The 21,305-nt window shown below is 59.4% G+C and carries 20 protein-coding genes and 1 pseudogene; 10 read left to right on the plus strand and 11 right to left on the minus strand.

Annotated elements, in window-relative coordinates; genetic code table 11:
* The first annotated feature begins 69 nt into the window (after positions 1 to 69).
* Positions 70 to 501, plus strand: a complete 432-nt coding sequence (locus LIS66_RS11545) for a DNA methylase (protein WP_227974306.1) — start codon at positions 70 to 72, stop codon at positions 499 to 501.
* Between the two features lie 39 nt (positions 502 to 540).
* On the opposite strand, the gene LIS66_RS11550 is transcribed toward LIS66_RS11545, so the two are convergent.
* The 4 genes from LIS66_RS11550 to LIS66_RS11565 all read right to left on the minus strand — a co-directional run bounded on the left by LIS66_RS11550 (position 541) and on the right by LIS66_RS11565 (position 3,743).
* Positions 541 to 681: a hypothetical protein gene (locus tag LIS66_RS11550; RefSeq protein WP_227974307.1), complete on the minus strand. Its 141-nt coding sequence runs from the start codon at positions 679 to 681 to the stop codon at positions 541 to 543.
* Between the two features lie 12 nt (positions 682 to 693).
* Positions 694 to 996 carry a hypothetical protein gene (locus LIS66_RS11555; RefSeq protein ID WP_227974308.1) on the minus strand — a complete coding sequence of 101 codons (303 nt, stop codon included), beginning with the start codon at positions 994 to 996 and terminating at the stop codon, positions 694 to 696.
* A gap of 52 nt (positions 997 to 1,048) precedes the next feature.
* Positions 1,049 to 1,930 (minus strand): manganese catalase family protein, encoded by an 882-nt coding sequence (locus LIS66_RS11560; protein WP_042610233.1) that lies wholly within the window; start codon positions 1,928 to 1,930, stop codon positions 1,049 to 1,051.
* A gap of 274 nt (positions 1,931 to 2,204) precedes the next feature.
* Positions 2,205 to 3,743: a class I SAM-dependent methyltransferase gene (locus LIS66_RS11565; protein ID WP_227974309.1), complete on the minus strand. Its 1,539-nt coding sequence runs from the start codon at positions 3,741 to 3,743 to the stop codon at positions 2,205 to 2,207.
* 345 nt (positions 3,744 to 4,088) lie between these two features.
* Here LIS66_RS11565 and LIS66_RS11570 point away from each other — a divergent pair, with 345 nt between their 5' ends.
* Positions 4,089 to 6,008 (plus strand): tyrosine-protein phosphatase, encoded by a 1,920-nt coding sequence (locus LIS66_RS11570; RefSeq protein ID WP_227974310.1) that lies wholly within the window; start codon positions 4,089 to 4,091, stop codon positions 6,006 to 6,008.
* A gap of 127 nt (positions 6,009 to 6,135) precedes the next feature.
* Here the strand turns inward: LIS66_RS11570 and LIS66_RS11575 are convergent, their stop codons facing one another.
* Entirely contained in the window at positions 6,136 to 7,263 is a 1,128-nt protein-coding gene (locus LIS66_RS11575; protein WP_227974311.1) for a mechanosensitive ion channel family protein, read from the minus strand.
* A 166-nt stretch (positions 7,264 to 7,429) separates the two neighbouring features.
* The gene (locus LIS66_RS11580) at positions 7,430 to 8,413 is read right to left on the minus strand and encodes a helix-turn-helix transcriptional regulator (protein WP_227974312.1); all 984 of its coding nucleotides are present in this window, start codon (positions 8,411 to 8,413) and stop codon (positions 7,430 to 7,432) included.
* A gap of 178 nt (positions 8,414 to 8,591) precedes the next feature.
* Here LIS66_RS11580 and LIS66_RS11585 point away from each other — a divergent pair, with 178 nt between their 5' ends.
* The 3 genes from LIS66_RS11585 to LIS66_RS11595 all read left to right on the plus strand — a co-directional run bounded on the left by LIS66_RS11585 (position 8,592) and on the right by LIS66_RS11595 (position 12,584).
* Positions 8,592 to 9,107, plus strand: coding sequence for a sigma-70 family RNA polymerase sigma factor (locus LIS66_RS11585; protein WP_123418789.1), 516 nt, complete (start codon positions 8,592 to 8,594; stop codon positions 9,105 to 9,107).
* Positions 9,094 to 10,074, plus strand: coding sequence for a FecR domain-containing protein (locus tag LIS66_RS11590; RefSeq protein ID WP_227974313.1), 981 nt, complete (start codon positions 9,094 to 9,096; stop codon positions 10,072 to 10,074). Before LIS66_RS11585 ends, LIS66_RS11590 begins: the two co-directional genes overlap by 14 nt.
* A gap of 119 nt (positions 10,075 to 10,193) precedes the next feature.
* On the plus strand, positions 10,194 to 12,584 hold the full coding sequence (locus LIS66_RS11595; RefSeq protein ID WP_042610239.1) for a TonB-dependent siderophore receptor: 2,391 nt from the start codon (positions 10,194 to 10,196) through the stop codon (positions 12,582 to 12,584).
* Between the two features lie 79 nt (positions 12,585 to 12,663).
* Here LIS66_RS11595 and LIS66_RS11600 read toward each other — a convergent pair whose 3' ends face one another.
* A complete protein-coding gene (locus tag LIS66_RS11600) occupies positions 12,664 to 13,680 on the minus strand; it encodes an AraC family transcriptional regulator (RefSeq protein WP_227974314.1) in 1,017 nt (338 codons plus the stop codon).
* A gap of 153 nt (positions 13,681 to 13,833) precedes the next feature.
* On the opposite strand from LIS66_RS11600, the gene LIS66_RS11605 reads away from it, so the two are divergent.
* The 4 genes from LIS66_RS11605 (at position 13,834) to LIS66_RS11620 (ending at position 17,128) form a co-directional block, all read left to right on the plus strand.
* Positions 13,834 to 14,508: a glutathione S-transferase family protein gene (locus LIS66_RS11605; protein ID WP_227974315.1), complete on the plus strand. Its 675-nt coding sequence runs from the start codon at positions 13,834 to 13,836 to the stop codon at positions 14,506 to 14,508.
* 46 nt (positions 14,509 to 14,554) lie between these two features.
* A complete protein-coding gene (locus LIS66_RS11610) occupies positions 14,555 to 15,295 on the plus strand; it encodes a class I SAM-dependent methyltransferase (protein ID WP_227974316.1) in 741 nt (246 codons plus the stop codon).
* A 157-nt stretch (positions 15,296 to 15,452) separates the two neighbouring features.
* Positions 15,453 to 16,556, plus strand: a complete 1,104-nt coding sequence (locus LIS66_RS11615) for a tetratricopeptide repeat protein (RefSeq protein ID WP_227974317.1) — start codon at positions 15,453 to 15,455, stop codon at positions 16,554 to 16,556.
* A 116-nt stretch (positions 16,557 to 16,672) separates the two neighbouring features.
* Positions 16,673 to 17,128 (plus strand): hypothetical protein, encoded by a 456-nt coding sequence (locus tag LIS66_RS11620; protein WP_227974318.1) that lies wholly within the window; start codon positions 16,673 to 16,675, stop codon positions 17,126 to 17,128.
* A gap of 116 nt (positions 17,129 to 17,244) precedes the next feature.
* On the opposite strand, the pseudogene LIS66_RS11625 reads toward LIS66_RS11620, so the two are convergent.
* Positions 17,245 to 17,855, minus strand: a pseudogene (locus LIS66_RS11625) (transferase).
* Positions 17,856 to 17,991: 136 nt separating this feature from the next.
* Here LIS66_RS11625 and LIS66_RS11630 point away from each other — a divergent pair.
* A complete protein-coding gene (locus LIS66_RS11630; RefSeq protein ID WP_042610244.1) occupies positions 17,992 to 18,291 on the plus strand; it encodes a hypothetical protein in 300 nt (99 codons plus the stop codon).
* 43 nt (positions 18,292 to 18,334) lie between these two features.
* Here the strand turns inward: LIS66_RS11630 and LIS66_RS11635 are convergent, their stop codons facing one another.
* From LIS66_RS11635 to LIS66_RS11645, 3 genes are all read right to left on the minus strand, one after another.
* Complete coding sequence (locus tag LIS66_RS11635; protein WP_065617128.1) at positions 18,335 to 19,237, minus strand: bestrophin family protein; 903 nt, start codon at positions 19,235 to 19,237, stop codon at positions 18,335 to 18,337.
* 88 nt (positions 19,238 to 19,325) lie between these two features.
* Complete coding sequence (locus LIS66_RS11640) at positions 19,326 to 19,868, minus strand: AAA family ATPase (protein WP_227974319.1); 543 nt, start codon at positions 19,866 to 19,868, stop codon at positions 19,326 to 19,328.
* An 84-nt stretch (positions 19,869 to 19,952) separates the two neighbouring features.
* Complete coding sequence (locus tag LIS66_RS11645) at positions 19,953 to 21,263, minus strand: NTP/NDP exchange transporter (RefSeq protein ID WP_227974320.1); 1,311 nt, start codon at positions 21,261 to 21,263, stop codon at positions 19,953 to 19,955.
* Positions 21,264 to 21,305 lie beyond the last annotated feature (42 nt).

A 21,305-nucleotide genomic window follows, 5' to 3' on the forward strand; every position in this document is an offset into this window, starting at 1 on the left:
GGCCATTGGATCGTTCAAAGCGGTGCCGGGTCAACATCTGTAACTGAAGCGCGCTTTAAGGTGAGACTTGTGAGTGAAATCATCACGGCCGGTGACTTGAACATCGATCTGCACACCGCCAACGAAAGCGGCCTGTTCAAATGGCTGCTTGCCAGTTTTCTGATGGGCAAAAGGATTCAGGGCGCCATCGCCGCCAAGGCGTACCAAGTCATAGTAGAGCAGCATCAGAAAGACACGCCGCAAAAACTCGCGCAGTGTACGCATCGGCAACTGGTGTCGATGCTGGGGCAGGCGCGTTACGTGCGCTACGACGAGAGCACGGCGGCGCGCTTACTCGCGTTGGCCAACAAGCTCAACCGCGAGTACGCCGGCAAGGTCAGTAACATCGTGGCAGCGAGTGCGGATCGTAAGGCGCTGGAGAAGCGCCTGTCCGAGTTCGAGGGGATAGGGCCGAAGACTGTCGAAATCTTCATGAGGGAAGCGGCTGCGGTGCTGTTTTGAGCTTGCGGTTTGCCGATGCACAAGGCAGCTACCCACCGCTCACATCGCAACAAACCTTCCCGCCAGTTCGCTCATCATGATCAGCGTTCCGCCGGCAAAAATTGCACAGCCCAGCAGAAACTGAATTCCAGGGGCGATGGTCAGGCCTGAGGTGACGCTCGGATTTTTATGCGTTCTCATGTCGCGCTCCTGTCACCGATGAAAACGTTCGGCCATGTCCACTGAGCCGCTTCGCTGTGCGGATGCGCGTTTGGCAACCATGGGCATCATGGATGGGGTGTCATCGACTGGTGGCTGCTCGTCCGATGGCTGGACAGTAGTCTCGTCGGCGAAATTATTCGGGAGCAGGGTGCCCAGACCGAAAACATTCACCGCCATGCTGACTTTCAACCCGCGACAGGCCTGTCGGCAGTCCAGTTCGAAACCCGCGGAGGCCTGCTCCATCAAGCGTTGAAAATGTTCAGAGGTCAGTGCCAGAACTTCGCTGCTTTTCATGTTGTTCTCCTTGAGCAAGTGGCGACCCCGGGACGGGGCCGCCGGACTGGGTTCAGACATCTCTGCCTTGCACATAACCGGAACCCAGATCAGCACCGGTCACCGGTTCGCTGAGTGGGTCAGAGGCTGTGCGGGTCTTCATCGCTTCCAGCACTTGTTCGTCTTCAGCAGGAAGGTTGACGGTCGCCAGACCATCGCCGCCGTCGACCGCCGGCTCTGGGTTTTCCACGTACTCCCACGCACCGCCCTCGTTCCACGGGCCACGAACGTTTGGCTCGCCAGACATGTTGAAGTACTTGTTGGTGAACTCCGGCATGCCTGGCAGTTTGCCCTGCGGGAAGTTTGGCTGGATCGAATGCAGGGCTTTTTCGAACGACTGTTGATGGGCAATTTCCCGCGTCATCAAGAAACCAAGCGCCTCTTTCACGCCAGGGTCATCGGTGATGTTGATCAAGCGTTCGTAGAGAATTTTCGCCCGCGCTTCAGCTGCGATATTGGAACGGAAATCGGCGGTCGGCTCGGTGATCGAATCCACATACGCCGCTGTCCACGGCACACCGGCCGAATTGACCAGAGGCGCGCCTGCGCCATAGAGCAGGCTGGTGATGTGCGAGTCATTACCGGCGCCATTCAGCGCGCGATACAGCTCGCCTTCTTCCTGAACACCCTCGGCAAGTTGGCCCTTGGCACCTTTGTTGAGCATTACGATGATCGAGCCGACCACCTCCAGGTGGCTCAATTCCTCGGTGGCAATGTCCAGCAGGAGATCTTTGCGCCCCGGATCTTCCTCGGCCAAGGCTTGAGTGAAATAGCGCGCTGCCGCGGCCAATTCGCCATTGGCGCCCCCGAATTGTTCCAAAAGCAGATTGGCCAGACCCGGATTTGGCTCGGCCACTCGAACGGTGTACTGAAGTCGCTTGTTATGTATGAACATTCAAATTTTCCTCAGACCAGGCTATCGCGCAGTCACCCTTGTGGGTGTGAGCGCATGCATAGTTGTGAGGAGCGGGTGCGGCGGAAATTTCGTTTATTGCGAGGCGGCAGGACGGACGGCAGAGGGCGGAAAGTTCCGGAAACAGGACGGTTGGCTCAGGGTCAGGGTTCACCCGTGACATCTAGAATCAAAAGCCCCTCACCCCAGCCCTCTCCCCGAGGGAGAGGGAGCAGACCGGGTCGTTCTGTGGAGATAAACAGACCCGATTTAAGCGTCAAGCGATCTTCAACGCCCTCAGCACCACCAGCGTTTGCTCGGCAAACACCTGCGCCTGTGCGGTCAGTGCGGCAATATTGGCTTCAGCAGTGAGCAGCGGCTGGCCGTTGTCGACCAGCACTTCACCTTGTTCGCTGATTACCCCCCACGCCAGTTGTGCCCACTCGGCTGGTTGCTGTTTGCCTTGTTTGATCGAAATCAGGAACAACTGCTGGAAGCGGCTGACCGTGACGCCACCACCCGTGACCGGGCTGGCCAGGGTCTGGATGTTGGCGCCGTACAGCGAGCGTTTGCATAGTTGCAGATTGAGTGCGGCGCAGCGTCCGCTGACCTGCGACTCGGCAGCTTCGCTCTGGCACGGCGCCACAGCGCCCATGCCGATCAGCACCGCGAGGGCTTGTTCGAGGTCGTCGTAAGCCAGCGCAGCCTCGGACAGCAGCTGACGCATCGATTTGGCGGCATAGTCCTGCGCCGCCAGCGCATCGAGTACCGGGCCGTAAATCTCCGGTTGCAGGGTCGCTTCGCCGGCAGGACCGGTGACCGAGCCTGCCACGGTCTCCCAAGGTTGCAGCAGCACAAAACGCGTGTGGAGCATTCGCGCGCGGCGTTCGGCAGCGGACAGGCGGGTCGCGCCACGCACGTAGAGATCGCGGCGGAAGTGCTGGTTGACGAAGTAGTCCCGCGCTTGCTCGCGCATGACCGGGTGTTCGATGGTTTCCAAAAAATCCATGCCTTCAGCGCTCAGGTTGAGCGGGTCGACCGAATCCAGCGGCACGGCGGTGGTGGCGTAGTCGAGTTTGGCCGGGGCCAGCGCATCGACCATGTCGGCGAAGTACATGCAATTCCAGTCGCGGTTGAAGTATTCGTGGGCGACGTAATGACGATCCTGGCCTTTGATGCTCTGCAACCGCGCGCCGAGGCTCGGCGCCGCAGCGGCGTATTTCGGGTTGGCCGCGAGCAATGCTTCGGAAAATTGCAGCGCGGCGTCGATGCGCTGATCGGAGCGCGAGGAGGCATTGGCAAAGCGGTCGTGCAGGCTGAACAGGTTGCGCAGCGGCGCTGACGGCGACCAGCCCGGAAAGCAGTTGTAGCTGACGTAGAGCATGCCGCCGGGTTTCAGGTGACGGCGGGCGAATTCGACGATGAGTTTCTGGTTGTCGCGGCTGACCCAGGTCCAGATGCCGTGCAGGCTGATGCTGTCGAACTGCGGCAGATCATGGCGCGTCAGCAGCTGTTCGAAACTGTCGTCATACAGACGGGCGCCGTTGTTGGCGGCAGTCGCGAGGTCGATGGCATGGGCCGCCATGCCCGGGTGAAAATCCGTGCCGACAAACGAGCCCGGGTTGGCCGTGGCATGGATGTTGATCGATACGCCCTGACCAAAGCCCAGTTCGCAGTGCACGCCGTCGTTGCTGTCCAGCGTGGCGAAACCGCGCAACAACAGGCAGTAACGCAGGAATACCGGATTGATCTCCCGGCTATAGCTGTAGGTGTAGCCTTCGTCGGTGAAATAACCTTCGTTCCAGGCGTTGCTCATGGGGGCGGTCTCTTGTTCTCGGAAGTGATGGCAGTCTTATAAGGGGTTGTCGCTGCGCGCGACAAGTAGAAAAACCGGATACTTTCCTGACACACCAGATCTCCTGTAGGAGTGAGCCTGCTCGCGATAGCGGTGTTTCAGTCACCATCAATCAACCTGAACCACCGCTTTCGCGAGCAGGCTCACTCCTACAGGGGATTTGTGCCGGATTCGAGATTTTTGGACAAATCACGCACCCCACGGCCCGTTCGCGCAGGCATTTCGTGGCCGCCCGAAACTGTCATATTGCCTCCCACTCGCCTGCCCATAGTGACCAGCCCAACGCTGATTTCATGAGGCTGCACCGTGTTCCAACGTCTTCTGTGTTCGCTGTCCGTTCTGAGCCTGTCCATCGCCGCTGCCAATGCGGCCGAGTCTGTCGCACTCGACACGCCGCACTTGTCCGGCATCGACAACTTTCGCGACATTGCCGGCATCACTACCGCCTATTCCACGACCCACGACGGGACCATGCGCAGCGGTGTGTTCTATCGCTCCAACGCATTGACGCCGTCGGCGGCGGATCTGGCGACGCTCAATGGTCTGGGCATCAAAGCCATCTACGACTTGCGCACGCCCAGCGAAATCGCCGCTACGCCGGACACGATGATCACGGGGGCGGCCTATCGCAATATCGACATCATTGGCAGCACCACCTCGGGTGCGGACATCACCAGCATCTCGTTGCGCAGCGCCGCCGAAGTCGTGGCGATGATGGAACAGACCAACCGTACGTTCGTCAGCGATGCCGGCATGCGCGGGCAGTTCGGCCAGTTGTTCAATGAGCTGGCGAGTGTCGACGCCGCGCAGTTGTTTCACTGCACCGCCGGCAAGGATCGCACCGGCTGGACCGCCGCTGTGTTGCAGAGCATCGCTGGTGTCGATGAGGCGACCATCATGGCCAACTATCTGGCGACCAACGACTACACCGCCGCCCGTGTCGCTGCGACTCTGAAAGCCTTGCCGCCGAGCATGGCCGCCGTCTACGAGCCGCTGCTCGGCGTGCAGGCCAGTTACTTGCAGGCCGGGCTCGACCAGGTCGCCGCCGAGTACGGCAGCATGGACAACTACCTCAAGCAGGGCCTCGGTCTGTCCCAGGAAACCATCTATGTGCTGCGCGGCAAACTGGTCGAGTACAACAGCTTGCCGGGGCAGGCCGGGATGATCGGCAATGCCGCCGCTGGTGCCGAGTTGCTGCGGCAGTTGCAGAACTCTGAGCTGTCCGGCACCTACAGCGCCTACAACTATTACCTGCAATCGGCGATTGACGCCGGCACCTTGGGCGGTGTCGAAACGCAAGTCGGCGGTCAGGTGCATGCGGATGCGGCCAGCTATCTCTTGCGGCAGAACGCGATGATCGAACAAGCCGCCGCAGCTTTTGCCAGCGGCAGCGATCTGAAGGTCGGCCAGTACCGCCTCTGGAGCAGCGCACTCGCGAGTTACCTCGGCACCGACGGCTCGGCGCACGCCGACAGCAGTAACGAACACAGTCAGGGCCTGATGCTTGGCATTACCCAGCGCTTCAGCGAACAACTCAGCGCGCGGGCCGGTTTCGGCTACAGCAAGGGCAGCGTCGGCGGGGCGGGCGGCGAGGCCGATACTGATTTCACCTTCCTCAACCTCGGGGCGCGTTATGGCCTCACCAGCCTCGAGCGCGGTGTGTTTGTCGACGCCAGCGCCAGCGCCGGTTACGTCGACTACGACAGCAAACGCGAGCTTGGCGGTGGTCTCGGCACAGCCAAGGGCGACACTCACGGCAATCTCACTGGCGCGACCTTGGCGTTGGGATACCGCGCACCGCTCAGCGGGGTGATTGTCGAACCGAGCCTGGGCTTTCGCGTCAGTCATCTCGACTTGCAAGGTTTCAAAGAGAAGGGCAGCGAACTGGCGCTCGACGTCGACGGCATCCAGCAGACCCGCCGTAGCGCGGTGGCCAGTCTCGACGTTTCATTTGCCCCAGTAGCGATGGGGGCGTGGCAGTTGGTCCCGGGCGTTCGCGTTGGCTATGAACGTGCGCTCGGCGATCAGCAGGTCGACAGTCAAGGCCACTTGCTGGGGCTGGATATCGAGCAGCGCGCGGCGTTCGATAACCGCGATCAATTCAGCGGCGGCGTTAATCTGATGGCCAACCTCGGCGCCCTGAGTGTGGGCGCTGAAGTCGGCGCCAACGGTGGCGGTGACAGCCACGGATTTAATGGCGGGCTCAAGGCCAGTTACGCGTTCTAACCCCGGCGAACATATCACTGTGGCGAGGGAGCTTGCTCCCGCTGGGTCGCGAAGCGGCCCTGAAAAAGACGGGACTGGTGCCCAGTCCAGCGGGAGCAAGCTCCCTCGCCACAGGTTACTTTCCGCCTCAGGCATGCTGCGCACGCGACGATTGCTGGGTGCGTGCCGGCTGCGCGGCGGGCTCGGGCAGCGAGGCGACATGCACCGTGCGCGCCGGGAAGGCGAACGTCGCGTCCAGCTCGGCGACCGCTTCCATGATTGCCAGGTTGATCCGTTGCTGCACGTCCATGTAGACGTTGTAGCTGGCGTCCAGAACGATGTACACCGTCTCGAATTCCAGCGCGCTCTCACCAAAACTGCGGAAATGGCAGCGGTCGAAGCGCGCCTGTTTTTCGTTCTTGATGATGCTTTCAACGCGCTGGGTAATCTGGCGGATCTGTTCTGTGGAGCACTCGTAAGTCAGGCGAAACTCGAACACTACTCGGCGCTCCTGCAAGCGTTTGTAGTTCTGAATGGTGCTGCCGATCATGTCGGCGTTGGCCATGACAATCTGCTCACCGCCGAGACTGCGGATACGCGTGGTCTTCAGGCCGACGTGCTCGACCGTACCGGCCAGCGTGCCGACGACGATGAAATCGCCCACCTCAAACGGCTTGTCCACGGCAATCGACAGTGAGGCGAACACGTCGCCAAGAATGTTCTGCACCGCCAGCGCCACGGCGATACCGCCAACACCGAGGCTGGCGACAAACGCAGTGATGTTGACGCCCAGGTTCGACAGCATCGCCAGCAGAATCACCGCCCACAGCAACACCTTGACGCCCCAAAGACTCAGGGTCGCCAGCGCGCTCGCCTGAAAGGTGCCGGTCGCGTTGTGCCGCGAGAAATAGCGATGCAGCCCCAGCGCCAGCGCGCGGTTGGTCCACAGGCCGACCTGCAACGCCGCGACCACGAACCACAAACTGCTCACGCGCCCGAGCCAGCGCTCCGGCAAATCCAGCAACCCGATGCCGACCAGGATCGACGCCAACAGCAGCAACGTGGTGCTGGTCGCCGCCAACACTTCGCTGGCCATGTACGTCAGATGCCCATTGCCGGCGCTGGCCCGCGCCTGCACCTTGCGGAAAACGAAACGGATCGCGGTGGTGGTCAGCAGATAACTGAGTGTCGCGGCGAGAAACGCCAAGACCCAGTTCGCCAATGAAATGCCTAAAATGGTGTGCGTCGTGAAAAAGCCGATGAAATCCTCGGTCATTGAAACCCCCTTGCGAAGCCTGCGACGACGCGGCACCGAAGCCCACCGCCGGCCGCAGCCAGGTAAACGCCGCTTGAATGGCTGTGCCGCCAAGCGACCTGTCTGGGGTTAGTCGCCATGAGATGCCTGCTGTTCAATCAAATGCAGTTTTCACCGGAGCGAATGGTCAACGCCTGGCCTTCAACTCCGCCGGGCTTACGCCGTAAGCACTCTGAAAATACTGACAAAAGCGCCCGACATTGCTGAAGCCAAAGCGCAACGCCACCTCCGTCACAGAGCCCGCATGCCCCCGCACCAACGCCTCATAGGCGCGCTGCAAACGCACCTGCCGCTGATACGCCACGATCGACATCCCGACAAAGCGCCGAAAGCCTTCCTGCAACGCGCGCTGGCTGACATGGCTCAACCGCGCCAGGTCCACACCACTGACCAGCTGCTGCGGATGCGCTTGGATAAACTCCATCGCCACCTTCACATGCCGCGGCGCTACACACGGCTCCGGGCGGCGCAGCGCCTCGGTGAAATTGTGCGGCCACGCCTCCAGCACCGCATCGATCAACATCTCGCGCAACCGCGACGGCATCAGCGTACCGCTGTTGATCAGTGCATCGAACTCAGTGCCCGTCGCCAGATCGATCAATGCCTTGAGGCCATGAAATGCGGGCGTATTCAGATCCACGCTCGGCTCAAACACGATCTTCTGCATTATCGGCTTCTCCAGCAGCGTCGACAAACGGTCGGTGAGCTGAAGACGGTTGATTGAAATCCCATGGTGCGCGTGATCATCAATAAAGCGCATCAAACGGATATCCGCCTTGTCGATCGCCAGACCGACGTGCGCCATGCCGATGGACTCGGTGGCGTGGTTGAAAACGATCTTGCCGGCGGTGGGAATGACGAAGGTGATTTCGTTGTGCGGATCGGGGAGGGTGACGCTGAAGTTGCCGTGGTAATGCATACGCCGGAAACTCACCCCGTCATGCCGCCCGTAGACCCCGCCGATGATGATGTTGGAGGGCGGTGGTGGAGTGTCGGCGTAACGATTGCCGAAAAGCCTGGAGAAGAGCGCGCCGAAGTCGGAGGAGGTGAGATTGTCGGAGCGCAGGATGATGTTTTGCCGGGTTGGGGATGCGATGGCGATTGGCGGCATGTTGGAGTGCGGGCTCAGGGTCAACGGTGGAGATTGGTAGAGCCTAGGGGGCAGGCGTGACGGTTGAGTGACAAGGCCGGGAGCATGGTGGGCTTTCGACGAAGCCACGTATTTACCTGAGACCTGTCGCATGAGTAGAATGCGATTCATTATCAATCATGTATGTCCCGGGATGCCGATGCGTAGCGACGAAACACTAGGTACTGCAGATCCAGGGCTGCTCTATCGCACCCACCACTCCTGGTTACAGGGCTGGCTGATGCGACGCACTGGATGTCGCGATAATGCAGCAGATCTGGCCCAGGACACCTTCGTACGGGTGCTCAAGGCGCGTCAATCCAGCCCCTTGCGCGAACCACGCGCCTATTTGAGCAGCATCGCCCGTGGACTGATGATTGATCAGTATCGGCGTCGCGAACTCGAACGTGCCTACCTGGAAAGCGTCATGTCGCTCCCTCAACACGAGGTTCCCTCGGAAGAAAGCCGGCTGATGATTCTGGATGCGCTCGAGCGGATAGACCGCATGCTCGGTCTGCTTAAACCGAGAGTTCGCCAAGCGTTTTTATTTGCCCGCCTCGACGGTCTGACGTGCGCGCAAATCGCCGAAAAACTGAGTGTTTCCCGCGCGACGGTGGAACGCGACCTGGCCACGGCCCTGCAACACTGCTATCGCTTGCGTTATGTCGAGTCGTGAGCCGCAGGCGCTGGATCCGGCCATTGTCGACGAAGCGATCCGATGGCAAGTGCGCCTTCGCTTCAATGAAGCCGATGAACAGACGCAGCGCGCTTTTGAGCAATGGCTCCAGCAGCGCCCAGAGCATGTGTTGGCGTGGCAGCGTGTGGAATCGCTTGGGGATGAGTTCGCAGGCGTACCCACTCAACTGGCCCGACAAACCCTTGAAGGCAGCAACCTTGGAATGCGCCGGCGGGAAAGCCTGAAGCTCCTGGGCGTATTGGCGACGGTCGGCGCGGCCGCCTGGCTTGGCCGGGACTACACGCCCGTGCCCGCCATGCTTGCCCAGCAACGCAGCAGCACCGGCGAGCAACGACGCTTCCAGCTCGACGATGGCAGCCTTGTCCAGCTCAACAGCGATAGCGCCGTCGACAGCGAATTCGACGCCCAGCGACGCCTGATCATCCTGCGCCGTGGTGAAATCATCGTGAATGTCGGAGCGGATCAACACTCGCCTCAAGCGCGACCGCTGTGGGTGCAATCCCGTGACGGGCTCATGCGCGCCCATGGTTCGCGCTTTCTGGTACGCGAGCGTGACGATGGCACGCTGGTCGCGGCTCAGCAGGGATCAGTCACGGTTTTCCCCGGCTCCAGTCAAACCCCTGCGAGCGCCAGCGCCCAGGCGGGCAATCCTCTGCTGTTCACCTCAAGTGGCGCCCGAAAGTACAGGGACAACGGTCTGGATCTATGGAGCTGGGGTGACGGGGTGATCAGTGCGCGCAACATGCGCCTCGATGATTTCATCGTGGAGTTGTCGCGTTATCGCCCCGGGGTATTGCGCTGCGCCGAAGAGGTCGCTGATCGCCGCGTTTCCGGCACCTTCCAGCTGACTGACAACGATCAGGTCCTGGCATTGATCGCGCAATCACTGCGCTTGCACGTTGACTACCGAACCCGATATTGGGTAACCGTGTCCGCTGCGACCTGAGGCCATCAGGATTTTTGCGTGACGTGAAAAATAATGAGGTGGTTTCTCATTCTCGTTCGACCTCTAAGGAAGGCCGGAATACAGGCCAGTCTGCCGATGTCCTTTCTTGGAGCGAGAAAATGAGTTCGTCCCCGGTTTCACAGCGCCATCCATTGAATCGTGCCATGCACGCTGCGATTTTCGGTTTGATCGTGAGCAGCTACGCGTTGCCATCGCTGGCGCAAACCTCGAGCGCTGACCACAGCAATCAGGTCAAGCAGTGGAACATTGCTGCCGGCCCATTGGCGCCGGCGCTCGACCGCTTTGCGCGTGAGGCCGGGATCAGTCTTTCCTTCGACGCGGCGAGTGTTGCGAACCGCAACACTGCTGGCGTGAATGGCACGCTCGAGACTTCGACAGCGCTGTCATCGTTGCTGCAGGGGAGCGAATTGCAGATCGAACAGCAAGGCCCGAATGCTTATCTGCTGGTCCCTCAAGCGAAGACCGCCGGCCCGCTGGAACTCGATGCAACAGATGTCGAGGATTACCGCCTCGCACCCCTCATCATCAATGCCAAGGTCAGGGTCAGTGCCGACGACGACACCAACTCGGTGGTTGCCAAGGAGCTCTGGGTGGGTGGCAAAGTGGCGACCAGCATTCTCAATACACCGGCATCGGTATCAGTCGTTACCAACAAGGAAATGCAACAGCGCAGCGTCAGCACCACGGAAGAGGCGCTGCAATACACGCCCGGCGTGGTCAGTGATTTCTACGGGACGGATGACCGCAACGACTATTTCCAGATCCGCGGCTTCCAGGCCACCACCTACCGTGACGGCTTGACCCTGAGTTCGATGCGTGGCGTACGCGAAGATCCATTCGCCTATGAGCGCATCGAGATTCTGCGTGGCGCCAACTCCACGCTGTTTGGCCCAGCGGACCCGGGCGGTTCGGTGAACTTCGTGACCAAACAGCCGCGCTTCGAAAAATTTGGCCAGGGCTATGTGACCTACGGTTCCTTTGACCATGTCGAGACAGGCATCGATGTGGGGGATGCGCTGAACGACGAGAAGACCCTGGCTGGCCGCTTTACGGCCAAAGGCCAGAACAGCGATCGCGAGTACGATCACTCACAGGACGACAACCAGTTGTTTATGGGCGGTCTCACCTGGGCCCCGACCGATTACACGTCGGCCACGGTGATCCTCGACTACCTGAAAACCGAAAGCTCGCCCAACAGCGGCGGCTATCCGCTCGACAAGGAATACGACCGCAGCAAGTTTTACGGTGAGCCCAGCTACAACTTCCACGATGTCGAGCGCACCAGCCTCAGCGGTAACGTCACCCATGACTTCGACAACGGCTTCGTACTGCGCAGCAATCTGCGTTACAGCAAGCTGACCGATGATTTTGGCTACGTGTACCTCAGCGACAGCGCCGCCCGTGTCGGTACTACTGTCGATCGATACCTGTTTGGCACGGACACTGATGCCGACCAGTTCAACGGCAATCTGATGCTGCAATACGATGCCCGCTTCGAGAACATCGACAGCAGCAGCCTGGTGGGCGTGGAGTATCTCGATTCGACCACCAAGGAGAGCTCGGTCTACGCCCTGACGACCCCGATCGACATCGCCAATCCCGTGTTTACCGGCGTTTCACGCTCGATCACGCCGTACGCCGTGAACAAGCGAGACGCGACCACCAAGGCCGTATTCCTGCAGCAGAACCTGTCGTTCTACGAGCGGTTCATCGTCACCGGTGGTGTGCGCAACGACTCGATGGACCTGACCAGCAAAGGCTTGCAATCCACCGAGAAAGACACCTTTTCCGAAACCTCCTACCGAGGTGCGTTGACCTATATCGTCAACGATGAGGTGTCCACCTACGTGAGCATGGTGGAATCGGTATCGCCGCCGCAGGTTGGCGTAACACCGCAGACGGGCAGGCAGTACGAAGTGGGCGTGAAGTATGCGCCGATGGGGATGGACGCACTGTTCTCCGCAGCCGTGTATGACCTGACCCAGGAAAACGTCACCATCGCCGTGGTGCTGCCGAGCGGCATCATTGAGCAGCAGACGGTGGGCGAGTCGCGGGCGCGTGGCCTCGATCTTGAGGCCAAGGCGCAGGTGACGCAAAACCTCAGCCTGATCGGTGGCTATTCCTATATGGAGTCCGAGGTACTGCGCGGTTCGTTGTACGACGGCAGTTCCCTCAAGGGGAACGAGTTCTCCACCGCGCCCAAGCATTCCGCTTCGCTCTGGAGTTACTACGATGTGCCCGCCACTGATGTCAGCGTGGGCTTGGGTGCACGCTACGTCGGCTCGTATTACTTCGATGCAGCCAACTCCGGCAAAAGCGACGGCACCACGCTGTTCGACGCCGCTTTCAACTACAAGATCGCCAAGGGCACCGACCTCGCAGTGAACGTCAGCAACCTGCTGGATGAGCAGCATGTGGTCGGTTCCGGCACAGCGAACTTCTACAACCCGGGTCGCGAGATTACCGCCAAACTGAGTTACAACTGGTAAGCAGGTACAGGATGCGGTGCCCGCTGTGTTGCGGGCACCTGGCACCTGCTTTCGGCCCGAAGCGCAGTTCCTGCCAGCGTCATGGGTGAGTCGCTGAGCGTCGCCACTGACCGGGTGAAACATTTTCTCGCTGCCGGAAGGCCCGATAGTACGAGTTGACGTCTTCATAACCGAGAAGATAGGCCACCTCTTTTAGCTCCAGGCTTGTATCAGCCAGTAGCTGAAATCCCACTTGACGCCTCGCCTCGTTGAGCAGTGCATTGAAGGTCGTACCCTCGGATGCCAAGCGGCGTTGCAGTGTCCGCTCGCTCTGCAGCAGTTCTCGGGCGAGATGTTGCAGGCTGGGCCGTCCGTTCGCCAGTGCGCGTTTCAGTATTTCGATGACCTGCTCACAGAAGCCTGGCGGCGCTTCGATCGCGCGTAGTGCGGCATCGAGGCCGGGACTCATCATGTGCAGCACCTGCGGATTGTGTTGCAGAAACGGCCGATCAAGATCAGAGGCGCTTACGATCATCTCGTCATGGCTGGCGCCGTAGCGGATGGGACATGCGAAATAATCCGAGTGAGTTTCCAGCGGTGGCTTTGGCCGTCTCAAGCGTAATGACAGAGGCGCAATGTGTTCACCGCTGCCTCGTCGACCGAGCTCCAGTACCAAGGCAAAACACGCTTCCACAGAAAGACAGGGCGCCGGCCCCGTGCCGGAAGGCCACTGAATCGTGAATGACACACTCTCCTGGCGCTCGACCATGGATAACTTGTCGGGACTGCACAGGCGCTGCAAGCGCGCCAACCGCGCAAGTCCGTCGCGAAAATCAGCCGCATATAACGCCGTGATGAACGCCATTTTGTGCTTCGCACTGGGCGTGTCGCGAACCATTTTTATCGCAAAAGCGGGGTCTGCCGAAAGCGCCTCAATGGCGTTCCAGACAGCGAATAACTGCTGTGTGCTGACAAAGGTCGATTCGTTCAGGTGCAGGTCGCGGGGCAATTGAGCGTGTTGCTCAATCGACGAGGGATCCAGGCCCAGCTGCGCTATCGATTCCCAGAAGACCCTGGGCAATTTACACCGCTCGGCGCTGGTGTGAAGGTACGACATTTCCAGGCTCCGAACCGCAGGATAGCGGTGATGCGTGATGCAACGCGCCGCCAATGGCGCGTTCTGCAAGTATTCTGGCGCAAGGCGCCCACAGGCTGATACCGCTGCGCTCTTACCATTGTCGTCAACACACCGAGCCAAAAGGAGCTCACGATGACGATGACGTTCTATACCAACCCCAATTCTCGCGGGCGCATGGTGCGCTGGATGCTCGAAGAAATCGGCTGCACGTATGAGACGGTGGTCATGGATTACCAGTCGACCAGTCAGGCTGACCGATGGGGTGGTGCCGCGCTGGCAGTGCCAACGATGGCCGACGCTGATGATCGGCGCGTCAGTTTTTTTCGCGACGTGAACCCGATGGGAAAGATCCCGGCCCTGGTGCATAACGGGCAAACCATAACAGAAACTGCCGCCATCTGTGCGTACCTCGCGGAGGCATTTCCCGAAGCCGGGCTGGCCCCGGTGGCAGCGGAGCGCGCCGCTTATTTACGGTGGATGTTTTTCGCTGCCGGGCCGCTGGAGCAGGCGGTCACCAACCACCGCGCCGGTTTCAACCCGACGCCGGATCAGGAGTTCTTCTTTGGCTACGGCAGCTACGAGCGCACGGTCGATCAGCTCGAACGCGCGGTGCTGGCGCATCCGTTTATTGCCGGCGAACGCTTCACCGCTGCAGACGTTTATGTTGGCTCGCACATTGGCTGGGGGTTAGGCTTGCAAACCTTGCCGCCCAGAGCTGCATTTCTCGCCTATGCCGAGAAGTTGATCAGCCGCGACGCCTATCAACGTGCGGTGGCGAAGGATGAAGCGCTGCTGGGTGCCAGATGACTGACGTGCCTGCCATGATTTTTCGCAAAACTCAGGGAATTTGATAATGCCGCTCAACCGACTCGACTTCACCACACGCTTGCTGATCGACGCGGGCATCGGCAAAGGAATGCGGATCCTCGACGTAGGCTGCGGTTCGGGTGATGTTTCTTTGCTGCTGTGTGATCTAGTGGAAGACGGTGAGGTCATCGGCGTTGATCATGACGCCGCTGCGATTGCCATTGCTCGCCAGCGCAGCGCAGGACATGCGCTGACTTTTCTCGAGGCAGACCTCCAGGAATTGCCCGACTCTGTCGGCACTTTCGACGCGATTGTCGGCAGGCGCGTCCTGATGTATCAACAGGATGCGGTGGCGACGATCCGAGCACTGTCGAAGTGTCTGCGCCCCGGCGGAATCATGGTCTTCCAGGAACACGATACGACGCTGGCGCCTGCCAGTGTCGAGCCGTTCCCTTTGCATGAAAGAGCGCAACGCTGGTTACAGCAAATGCTTGCTCGCGAAGGAGCGGATTTGCACATCGGTTTTAACCTGCACGGCATTTTCAGCCAGGCAGGCTTGACTGTTGAAAGCGTACGCGCCGAGTGCCTGGTACAAACGCCTGATGCGCCCTACAGCCTTGGCGCCATCGTTCGAGCGTGCTTGCCGCGAATCATTGCGTTAGGGGTGGCCAGTGCAGAAGAGGTGGACATTGAAACGTTGCAGGCGCGTCTGGATCAGGAGCGTTCAGGCTCTTCAGGCGTCTATGTTGGGGATGTGATGTTTGGGAGTTGGGCTCGGAAAAATTGACTTCGGTCTTTTTTTATCTGATACGAAGAGCGGCAGTCGGCGAGAGTAATTGGCACTTTGTAAAGGCGATGTCATAAAGCTAATCATGAAACTGGCGATAACCTGTCGGGCGACTCGGCCCCGAGCGTTGTCCTCCCATTCATGAACGGATTCAAAATTGCGCAAGCTCTCGATTGCTCTATGCCTCAGCCTCTTGGCCTTTCTTCTTGTTACCTTCGTGATCGCACTATGGCGAAGCCCTTATAGCCTTACTGCCTTGATCGCCTCAGCCTATGAGGGGGGGCTGATAGTCAGCCGCAACCCTGGCAAAGCCGCAGACTGGTACTTGAGCGCTGCCGAAAAAGGCGACCCTGTGGCGCAATACAAGATTGGCATCATTGAATATTACGGTCGCGGCGTCGAAGTTGATCGACCAAAAGGTCTGCAATGGATAACTGAGTCGGCCGATCAGGGATACGCCGACGCACAATATTACATGGGGGTTGCAAGCATCGCAGGCGGAGAGGTGGCCAGTGATTTTGTCCAAGGTGCGCAATGGTTCAGCAAGGCAGCAGAACAAGGTCATACCAAGGCTCAACGACAACTCGCTATCTTCTATGACAAAGGTTACGGCGTTGAGGCAAACGACCAACAGGCTTTCAAATGGGCTAGCAAGGCAGCCGATCATGGAGATGCCGAGGCTCTGACGCTATTAGGCACACTCTATTTTTCCGGTAAAGGAATTCCAGCCGACCCTCAACACGCCGTCAAATTGCTCACCCAAGCGGCCAATGCGGGCGATAGCTTTGCATTTGAATTATTGGGGGCGGTCACTTTACAAGGCACTGGTACTCCTAAAGACGTACCCGCCGCATTGCGTTGGTATACCCGTGCCGCCGATCAGGGGCGGGTCAACGCCCAGTACGTCCTCGGCTATCTCTATAGCAGTGGCGGGGATGTACCGGTGAACTATCCACTTGCCAATCACTGGCTGTTGCAGGCGGCGGTTCAAGGTCACGCTGTGGCGCAGATTACTCTCGCCGTTCATTTCGATAATGGACAGGGCGTCACCCGTAACAAGCTCAAGGCTTGCGGATTGCTGCGTGTGGCGCTTAAACAGTCGCTGCCGAGCGATATTGCAGACCCCATGCGCGAGCAGCTTGAGAAAGAAGAGAAAACACTTTCGCCGCAGCAACTGGCTGAGATATCGGCTCTGGAGAACCTCTATTCAAGCCCGTCGGGTCTCAGGGGACTCAAAGGTGATCTGACAAGCGAACAGTAAGCTGCAGGGGTGGCCCGCCTGGTATCGCGTTTTTCATTTATCATGCACGCCGCCTGTTCCGGCGGTTCCAGCCAGACGGCTGCATTGTGAATTTCAAATGGAAGGATTCCCGCGTCATGTCCAATACGTTGTTCGGCACACTGGCTTTGTCCAGCCTGTTCGTGCTCGCCAGCTGCACCACTGCAACGCCAACCGCACCGACACCTGTCACCTCCAAAGCCATTGAAGCTTTTATCGACATTTGTCTGAAAACCGCCCCGTCGTTCGCCGGCTCGGCTGAAGCGGCCAAGAGGAACGGCATCACCGAGCTTGTGGACATGGGCTTCACGCGCATCGGCTTCACCGCAGACAAAAATCTTTCCGTGCAACTCTCCGAAAAGGAATGCGTCGTCGCCACTGCCAGTCAGTCGGATGACAGCCTGACCCGACAATTGCTGAGTGCCGCGCAGATTTACTCGCAAACGCCGGTTGCTGATCGTGTGCCGTCGAAGGTGCGTATTCACGACAACAACTTCATTCTTCAGCATGACCGCAAGGGCGGTGAGACTTATGTGTTGTTGAGGAACAAGTAAGGCATGCTTGGTCGATGCCTGAAGAAGCCCGCTTTGCGGGCTTTTTCGTATGGGAAATTGGCTGAGTTGGGCAGCCCCGCGCGACGGCGATTCAGTTCCTGGGTACACATTTCGTTTTAATCGTAAGCAAACTGATCAATCAACCCCAGACGAGGAACACGTGTGTGGGGCCGCAACAAAGCTCCAGGAGCGATCACGGCATTTGCGCCAATCTTGCAGCCGTCACCCACCAGCGCTCCGAACTTGCTGACGCCTGTGTCGATCACCTGATCTTCGTGACGGATCTTGATATCAGCCCCGTCCAGTTCGTTCCGGTAGTTGGCAATGATCGCGCCGGCTTCAATATTCACCGCTTCGCCAATCACTGAGTCGCCGACGAGTTGAAGTGGGCAAGTTTGCTGCCATCGAGCATGAAGGTACTTTTCAGCTCGCAGCTGGGGCCAACGATGCAGTTTCTGCCGAGGTATACACCTCCCCGTAGATAAGCCCCAGCCGCTACGAAACAGCCTTCGCCGATGATGATTGCGCCTTTCAGGACAGCGCCTTGCTCAACGATGGCGGTCTCATGAACGGCGCAATTGCCTTGACGCCGGTAGCCGGCGCCGAGCGTTTCAAGCAATGCGAGGATTCGGCTCTCGCAATCCTGAGTCACCGCCCAAGGGGCAGTCGAGCCGACGCCCAGTAAAGGCCAGCTGGCGATGTAGTCGTCGATTTTTGCTGATTTCATGAGCATCTTCCGAACAAGTGAGATTGGTATGCGATCTGCTGCAACATCATCGGCGCGGTCAAACTGTCGACGGTTGGAACGACACGCTGTGCCTGCCAGTCGTACCTGTTTACGAGCATTCTTCAGGTACGGCGCAATGGATAAGACAATTACCGTGGATCAACTGGCTACCACTGATCTGGGATCAATCAACGAGATATGGCTCGGCGGAACTCATACCCAGTTATGCCTATGGCGTGCTGAACAGGTCTTCACCCACGAAATGCTCAGCGAGGGAACCCATGATCAGAATGTCCAACGCCTGTGTTTGCAACTGGTGGATCCTGACGATCAGGCCGCAGTGGCTCGCGTTGAAGTGATCGCGCGCGAACGACTGGAAGAACTGGGCAAGCAGGGTGAGTTTTATCCCGCCGAAGAGGCGGACACTTATCAATAATTGCTCTGTATCCGATGAAAAGCGCTGCTGCTAAAGCAGCGCCTCAAGCGGGCTCTTCAAGCCTGCGCACATCACCCAAGGAATCACGCTGCATCGACTGCAAGTTCTTTTCAATGGTTTCGCACAGCGCTTCCATTTGAATCTGGTGTTCGCTGTGGCGGAACGGGCTTTGCAGATCGGTGCCGATGCGTTCGATGGCCAGCAGCATGAACCCGACCACGGTCGACGCCAGCGGCGTGAACCAGCCCAAAGATTCAACCAGTCCCACCGGTACGATCAGGCAGAACAGCGAAATGAACAGCCGTGGAAAATACACGTAAGGGTAGGGCAGCGGCGTGTTGGCGATCCGCTCCATGCCGCCCTGGCTGTTGGACAGGTCCACCAGCGTCGACTCAAGTCGCGCCAGGCGAATACTGTCCAGATGCCCGGCCTTGTATTCCTTGGCGAGTAACGTCGCCGAGCCGGTGAGGATATCGTTGGCAAAGTTATTGGTTGTGCCACTGCGGGCAAACTCTTCGGCGGGAATAAACGCCCGCACCTCGTCAGGACAAGGCTGACCTTGCAGATGCGCGGCAAGGCAATTGACGTAAGCGACGTGGCGGCGCAACAGCGTGGATTTGACCGGATTCACCTCGCCACCCGCATCGTCCAGCAGCGTCAGCACCTGCCGGGCGAAGCTGCGGGAATTGTTGATCATCGAGCCCCACAACGTCCGCGCTTCCCACCAGCGGTTGTAGGCGCTGCTGTTGCGAAAACTGATCAACACGATCAGCGCCGAACCGAGCAGGGTCAGCGGCATCAGCGGCAGATTCAGCTTGGCGTTGAGAAACAGCATGAAGTCCACGGTGACGGCAATGTCCCAGAGCAACAGCCAGAACAAAGACCAGCCCACGTAGCCCAGGGTCTTGATGATCAGACGGTATTTTTTGACGATGGCAGCTTTCAAACGGAAACCTCGTGGCGAGCAGTTTGCTTAAACGCTTAAGCTCGGACGATGCCTGGCACCGGCAGTTCCCTGGTGAAGCGGCCAACCGTCAGTCAATCTGCGGAGCCGGGCTAGCTGAACGGCTAATATTTTCGAGATAAATCCTCGTCTGCCGATTCGACTGCAGATGAACCACCCGGCAGGCTAACGGCGCCGTCGACACGAAATGGCGGATTTTCGCTCGCGAGGTTTTTCTCGTCTGCCACATGAACCGGAGGAACTCCGGCAGGTTCCCCAGCAATTCGGGGCAGTTCTCCGGCAAGTCAGGCCGAGACTGACCGCGGTTGAGCAGGGTCCTGCGCAGTACGCGCAAGAATCGAAGCGTCGCCGAACGATCAATCCAGATCAGCAGATCAGCACGGGCCACGCGGTTTTCCCACGTGGTCGAATGGCCACCTTCGAATATCCAGCGATCGCGCGCCTCGACCTCCAGGCAAAGACGCGTCTTCTCATCCGGGCTGCGCTCGTTCCAGCCTGGCTGCCAATGGATCGTGTCGATATGCAACACCGGCAACCCCGTGCGCTCACCCAGCTTGCGCGCCAAGGTACTTTTGCCAGATCCTGGTTGGCCAACAATCATCACCCGTTGCATCGAAGCTCCTTCTCGCTCTGCAAGCTGATTTTTTGGGCGGGCGATTCTACGGCAATGCCGGTCTCCGTCAATGACTCTTCAACGCTAGGCGGGGGTTTGGCGCGCTGCCGACACACTGGATTGTCGGTCCGCCCGGTCGCCGAGCCGCCAACCCAGCAGACCCCATAGCAGTGCACACAGCGCGCCGACCAGCGCTGCCATGCCTGCACCTTGGCTGAGGGCGTCCAGCGCGCTTTTCGCCCAGGCACTGATGGCGTCGCCGGCGCGATAGACCACGGTGTCGATGACGTTCTTCGCCTTGTACTTGCTTTCGGCATCGAGCGGGGCAAACAGCATCTCCCGGCCTGGGCGCACGAAGGCGTACTCTCCGATGCGACGCACGATCATCAGCGCCGCGATCAGGCCGAAGCTGGGCGCAAAAATCAGGCCGATGAACCCCGCGCACATGACCAGCGGCACCATGGCCAACAGCACGCCGACGCCGAGCTTTTGCGCGAGGCGTCCAGTGATGAACAGCTGGCAGAGCAGGGCGCCCGCCTGCACGACAAAGTCGATGATGCCGAACACCCGCACCTGCGCCTCGCGGTCCGGGAAGTGTTCGGCGACGACACGTGCCTGCTCGAAGTAAAGGAAGGTGGAGACTGTCGCCAACAGCACCACAAAGCCGCAAATACCGAGCAGATAGGGTGATTTCAAAACGGCCGTCATACCGCTGAACGGATTACCCGGCAACGGCCTGCGGGGGCTTTCGCTCGACGGGGCATCGGGGCGTCCTGCGCCACCCCGTTCACGCCAGTGCATCAGCCTGCGCTTGAACAACATGGCAGCGCCGAGCAAAACAGCGGCCAGCAACATCAGGCCGGACTCACCCAGCGGACCGATCAGCAAGGCGCTCAGCGCAGGGCCACTCAGGCCGCCGACGCTGGCGCCCGCTGCGATGAAAGCGAACAGGCGTTTCGCCTGGGCACTGTCGAACACGTCGGCCATCAGGCTCCAGGCGACCGATACGACAAACAGGTTGTAGACCGATATCCAGACGTAAAACACGCGCGCCAGCCACGGGCTTTCCTCACCCACAAACAAGACGGCGAACAACAGCAGGTTGGCGCAGAAAAATCCGTACACCCAGTCCACGAAATGCAGGCGCGGCACGCGTGCGCTGAGCCAGGCGAACAGCGGAACGGCCGCCAGCATCACCAGGAAGGTCGCGGTGAACAGCCACTGCAGGTTCTCGACGCCGGCAGTGATGCCCATCGATTCGCGGATCGGGCGGAGCATGAAATAGCCGGCGAACAGGCAAACGAACAGCAGAAAGCCATGGAGCGCAGGGCGCAGCTCGTGCGCCTCGGCATTGATGATGGCGCCGGCGCGGTGGGCGAGAAGAGACGTATCCATGTTGCGCTCCTGTAGGAGTGTCGAGGCAATGGCACGGGGCTT

Origin of the sequence: Pseudomonas sp. HN2, from assembly GCF_020736465.1 — a bacterium.
GTDB lineage: Bacteria > Pseudomonadota > Gammaproteobacteria > Pseudomonadales > Pseudomonadaceae > Aquipseudomonas > Aquipseudomonas moraviensis_A.

What these genes read in the sequence shown, in the direction of transcription:
- LIS66_RS11565 (WP_227974309.1), bottom strand. Translation starts at nt 3,743, where the DNA reads ATGAGCAACGCCTGGAACGAAGGTTATTTCACCGACGAAGGCTACACC.
- LIS66_RS11610 (WP_227974316.1), top strand. Translation starts at nt 14,555, where the DNA reads ATGCCGCTCAACCGACTCGACTTCACCACACGCTTGCTGATCGACGCG.
- LIS66_RS11645 (WP_227974320.1), bottom strand. Translation starts at nt 21,263, where the DNA reads ATGGATACGTCTCTTCTCGCCCACCGCGCCGGCGCCATCATCAATGCC.
- LIS66_RS11575 (WP_227974311.1), bottom strand. Translation starts at nt 7,263, where the DNA reads ATGACCGAGGATTTCATCGGCTTTTTCACGACGCACACCATTTTAGGC.
- LIS66_RS11605 (WP_227974315.1), top strand. Translation starts at nt 13,834, where the DNA reads ATGACGATGACGTTCTATACCAACCCCAATTCTCGCGGGCGCATGGTG.
- LIS66_RS11590 (WP_227974313.1), top strand. Translation starts at nt 9,094, where the DNA reads ATGTCGAGTCGTGAGCCGCAGGCGCTGGATCCGGCCATTGTCGACGAA.
- LIS66_RS11600 (WP_227974314.1), bottom strand. Translation starts at nt 13,680, where the DNA reads ATGTCGTACCTTCACACCAGCGCCGAGCGGTGTAAATTGCCCAGGGTC.
- LIS66_RS11560 (WP_042610233.1), bottom strand. Translation starts at nt 1,930, where the DNA reads ATGTTCATACATAACAAGCGACTTCAGTACACCGTTCGAGTGGCCGAG.
- LIS66_RS11555 (WP_227974308.1), bottom strand. Translation starts at nt 996, where the DNA reads ATGAAAAGCAGCGAAGTTCTGGCACTGACCTCTGAACATTTTCAACGC.
- LIS66_RS11595 (WP_042610239.1), top strand. Translation starts at nt 10,194, where the DNA reads ATGAGTTCGTCCCCGGTTTCACAGCGCCATCCATTGAATCGTGCCATG.
- LIS66_RS11630 (WP_042610244.1), top strand. Translation starts at nt 17,992, where the DNA reads ATGGATAAGACAATTACCGTGGATCAACTGGCTACCACTGATCTGGGA.
- LIS66_RS11585 (WP_123418789.1), top strand. Translation starts at nt 8,592, where the DNA reads ATGCGTAGCGACGAAACACTAGGTACTGCAGATCCAGGGCTGCTCTAT.
- LIS66_RS11550 (WP_227974307.1), bottom strand. Translation starts at nt 681, where the DNA reads ATGAGAACGCATAAAAATCCGAGCGTCACCTCAGGCCTGACCATCGCC.
- LIS66_RS11620 (WP_227974318.1), top strand. Translation starts at nt 16,673, where the DNA reads ATGTCCAATACGTTGTTCGGCACACTGGCTTTGTCCAGCCTGTTCGTG.
- LIS66_RS11640 (WP_227974319.1), bottom strand. Translation starts at nt 19,868, where the DNA reads ATGCAACGGGTGATGATTGTTGGCCAACCAGGATCTGGCAAAAGTACC.
- LIS66_RS11580 (WP_227974312.1), bottom strand. Translation starts at nt 8,413, where the DNA reads ATGCCGCCAATCGCCATCGCATCCCCAACCCGGCAAAACATCATCCTG.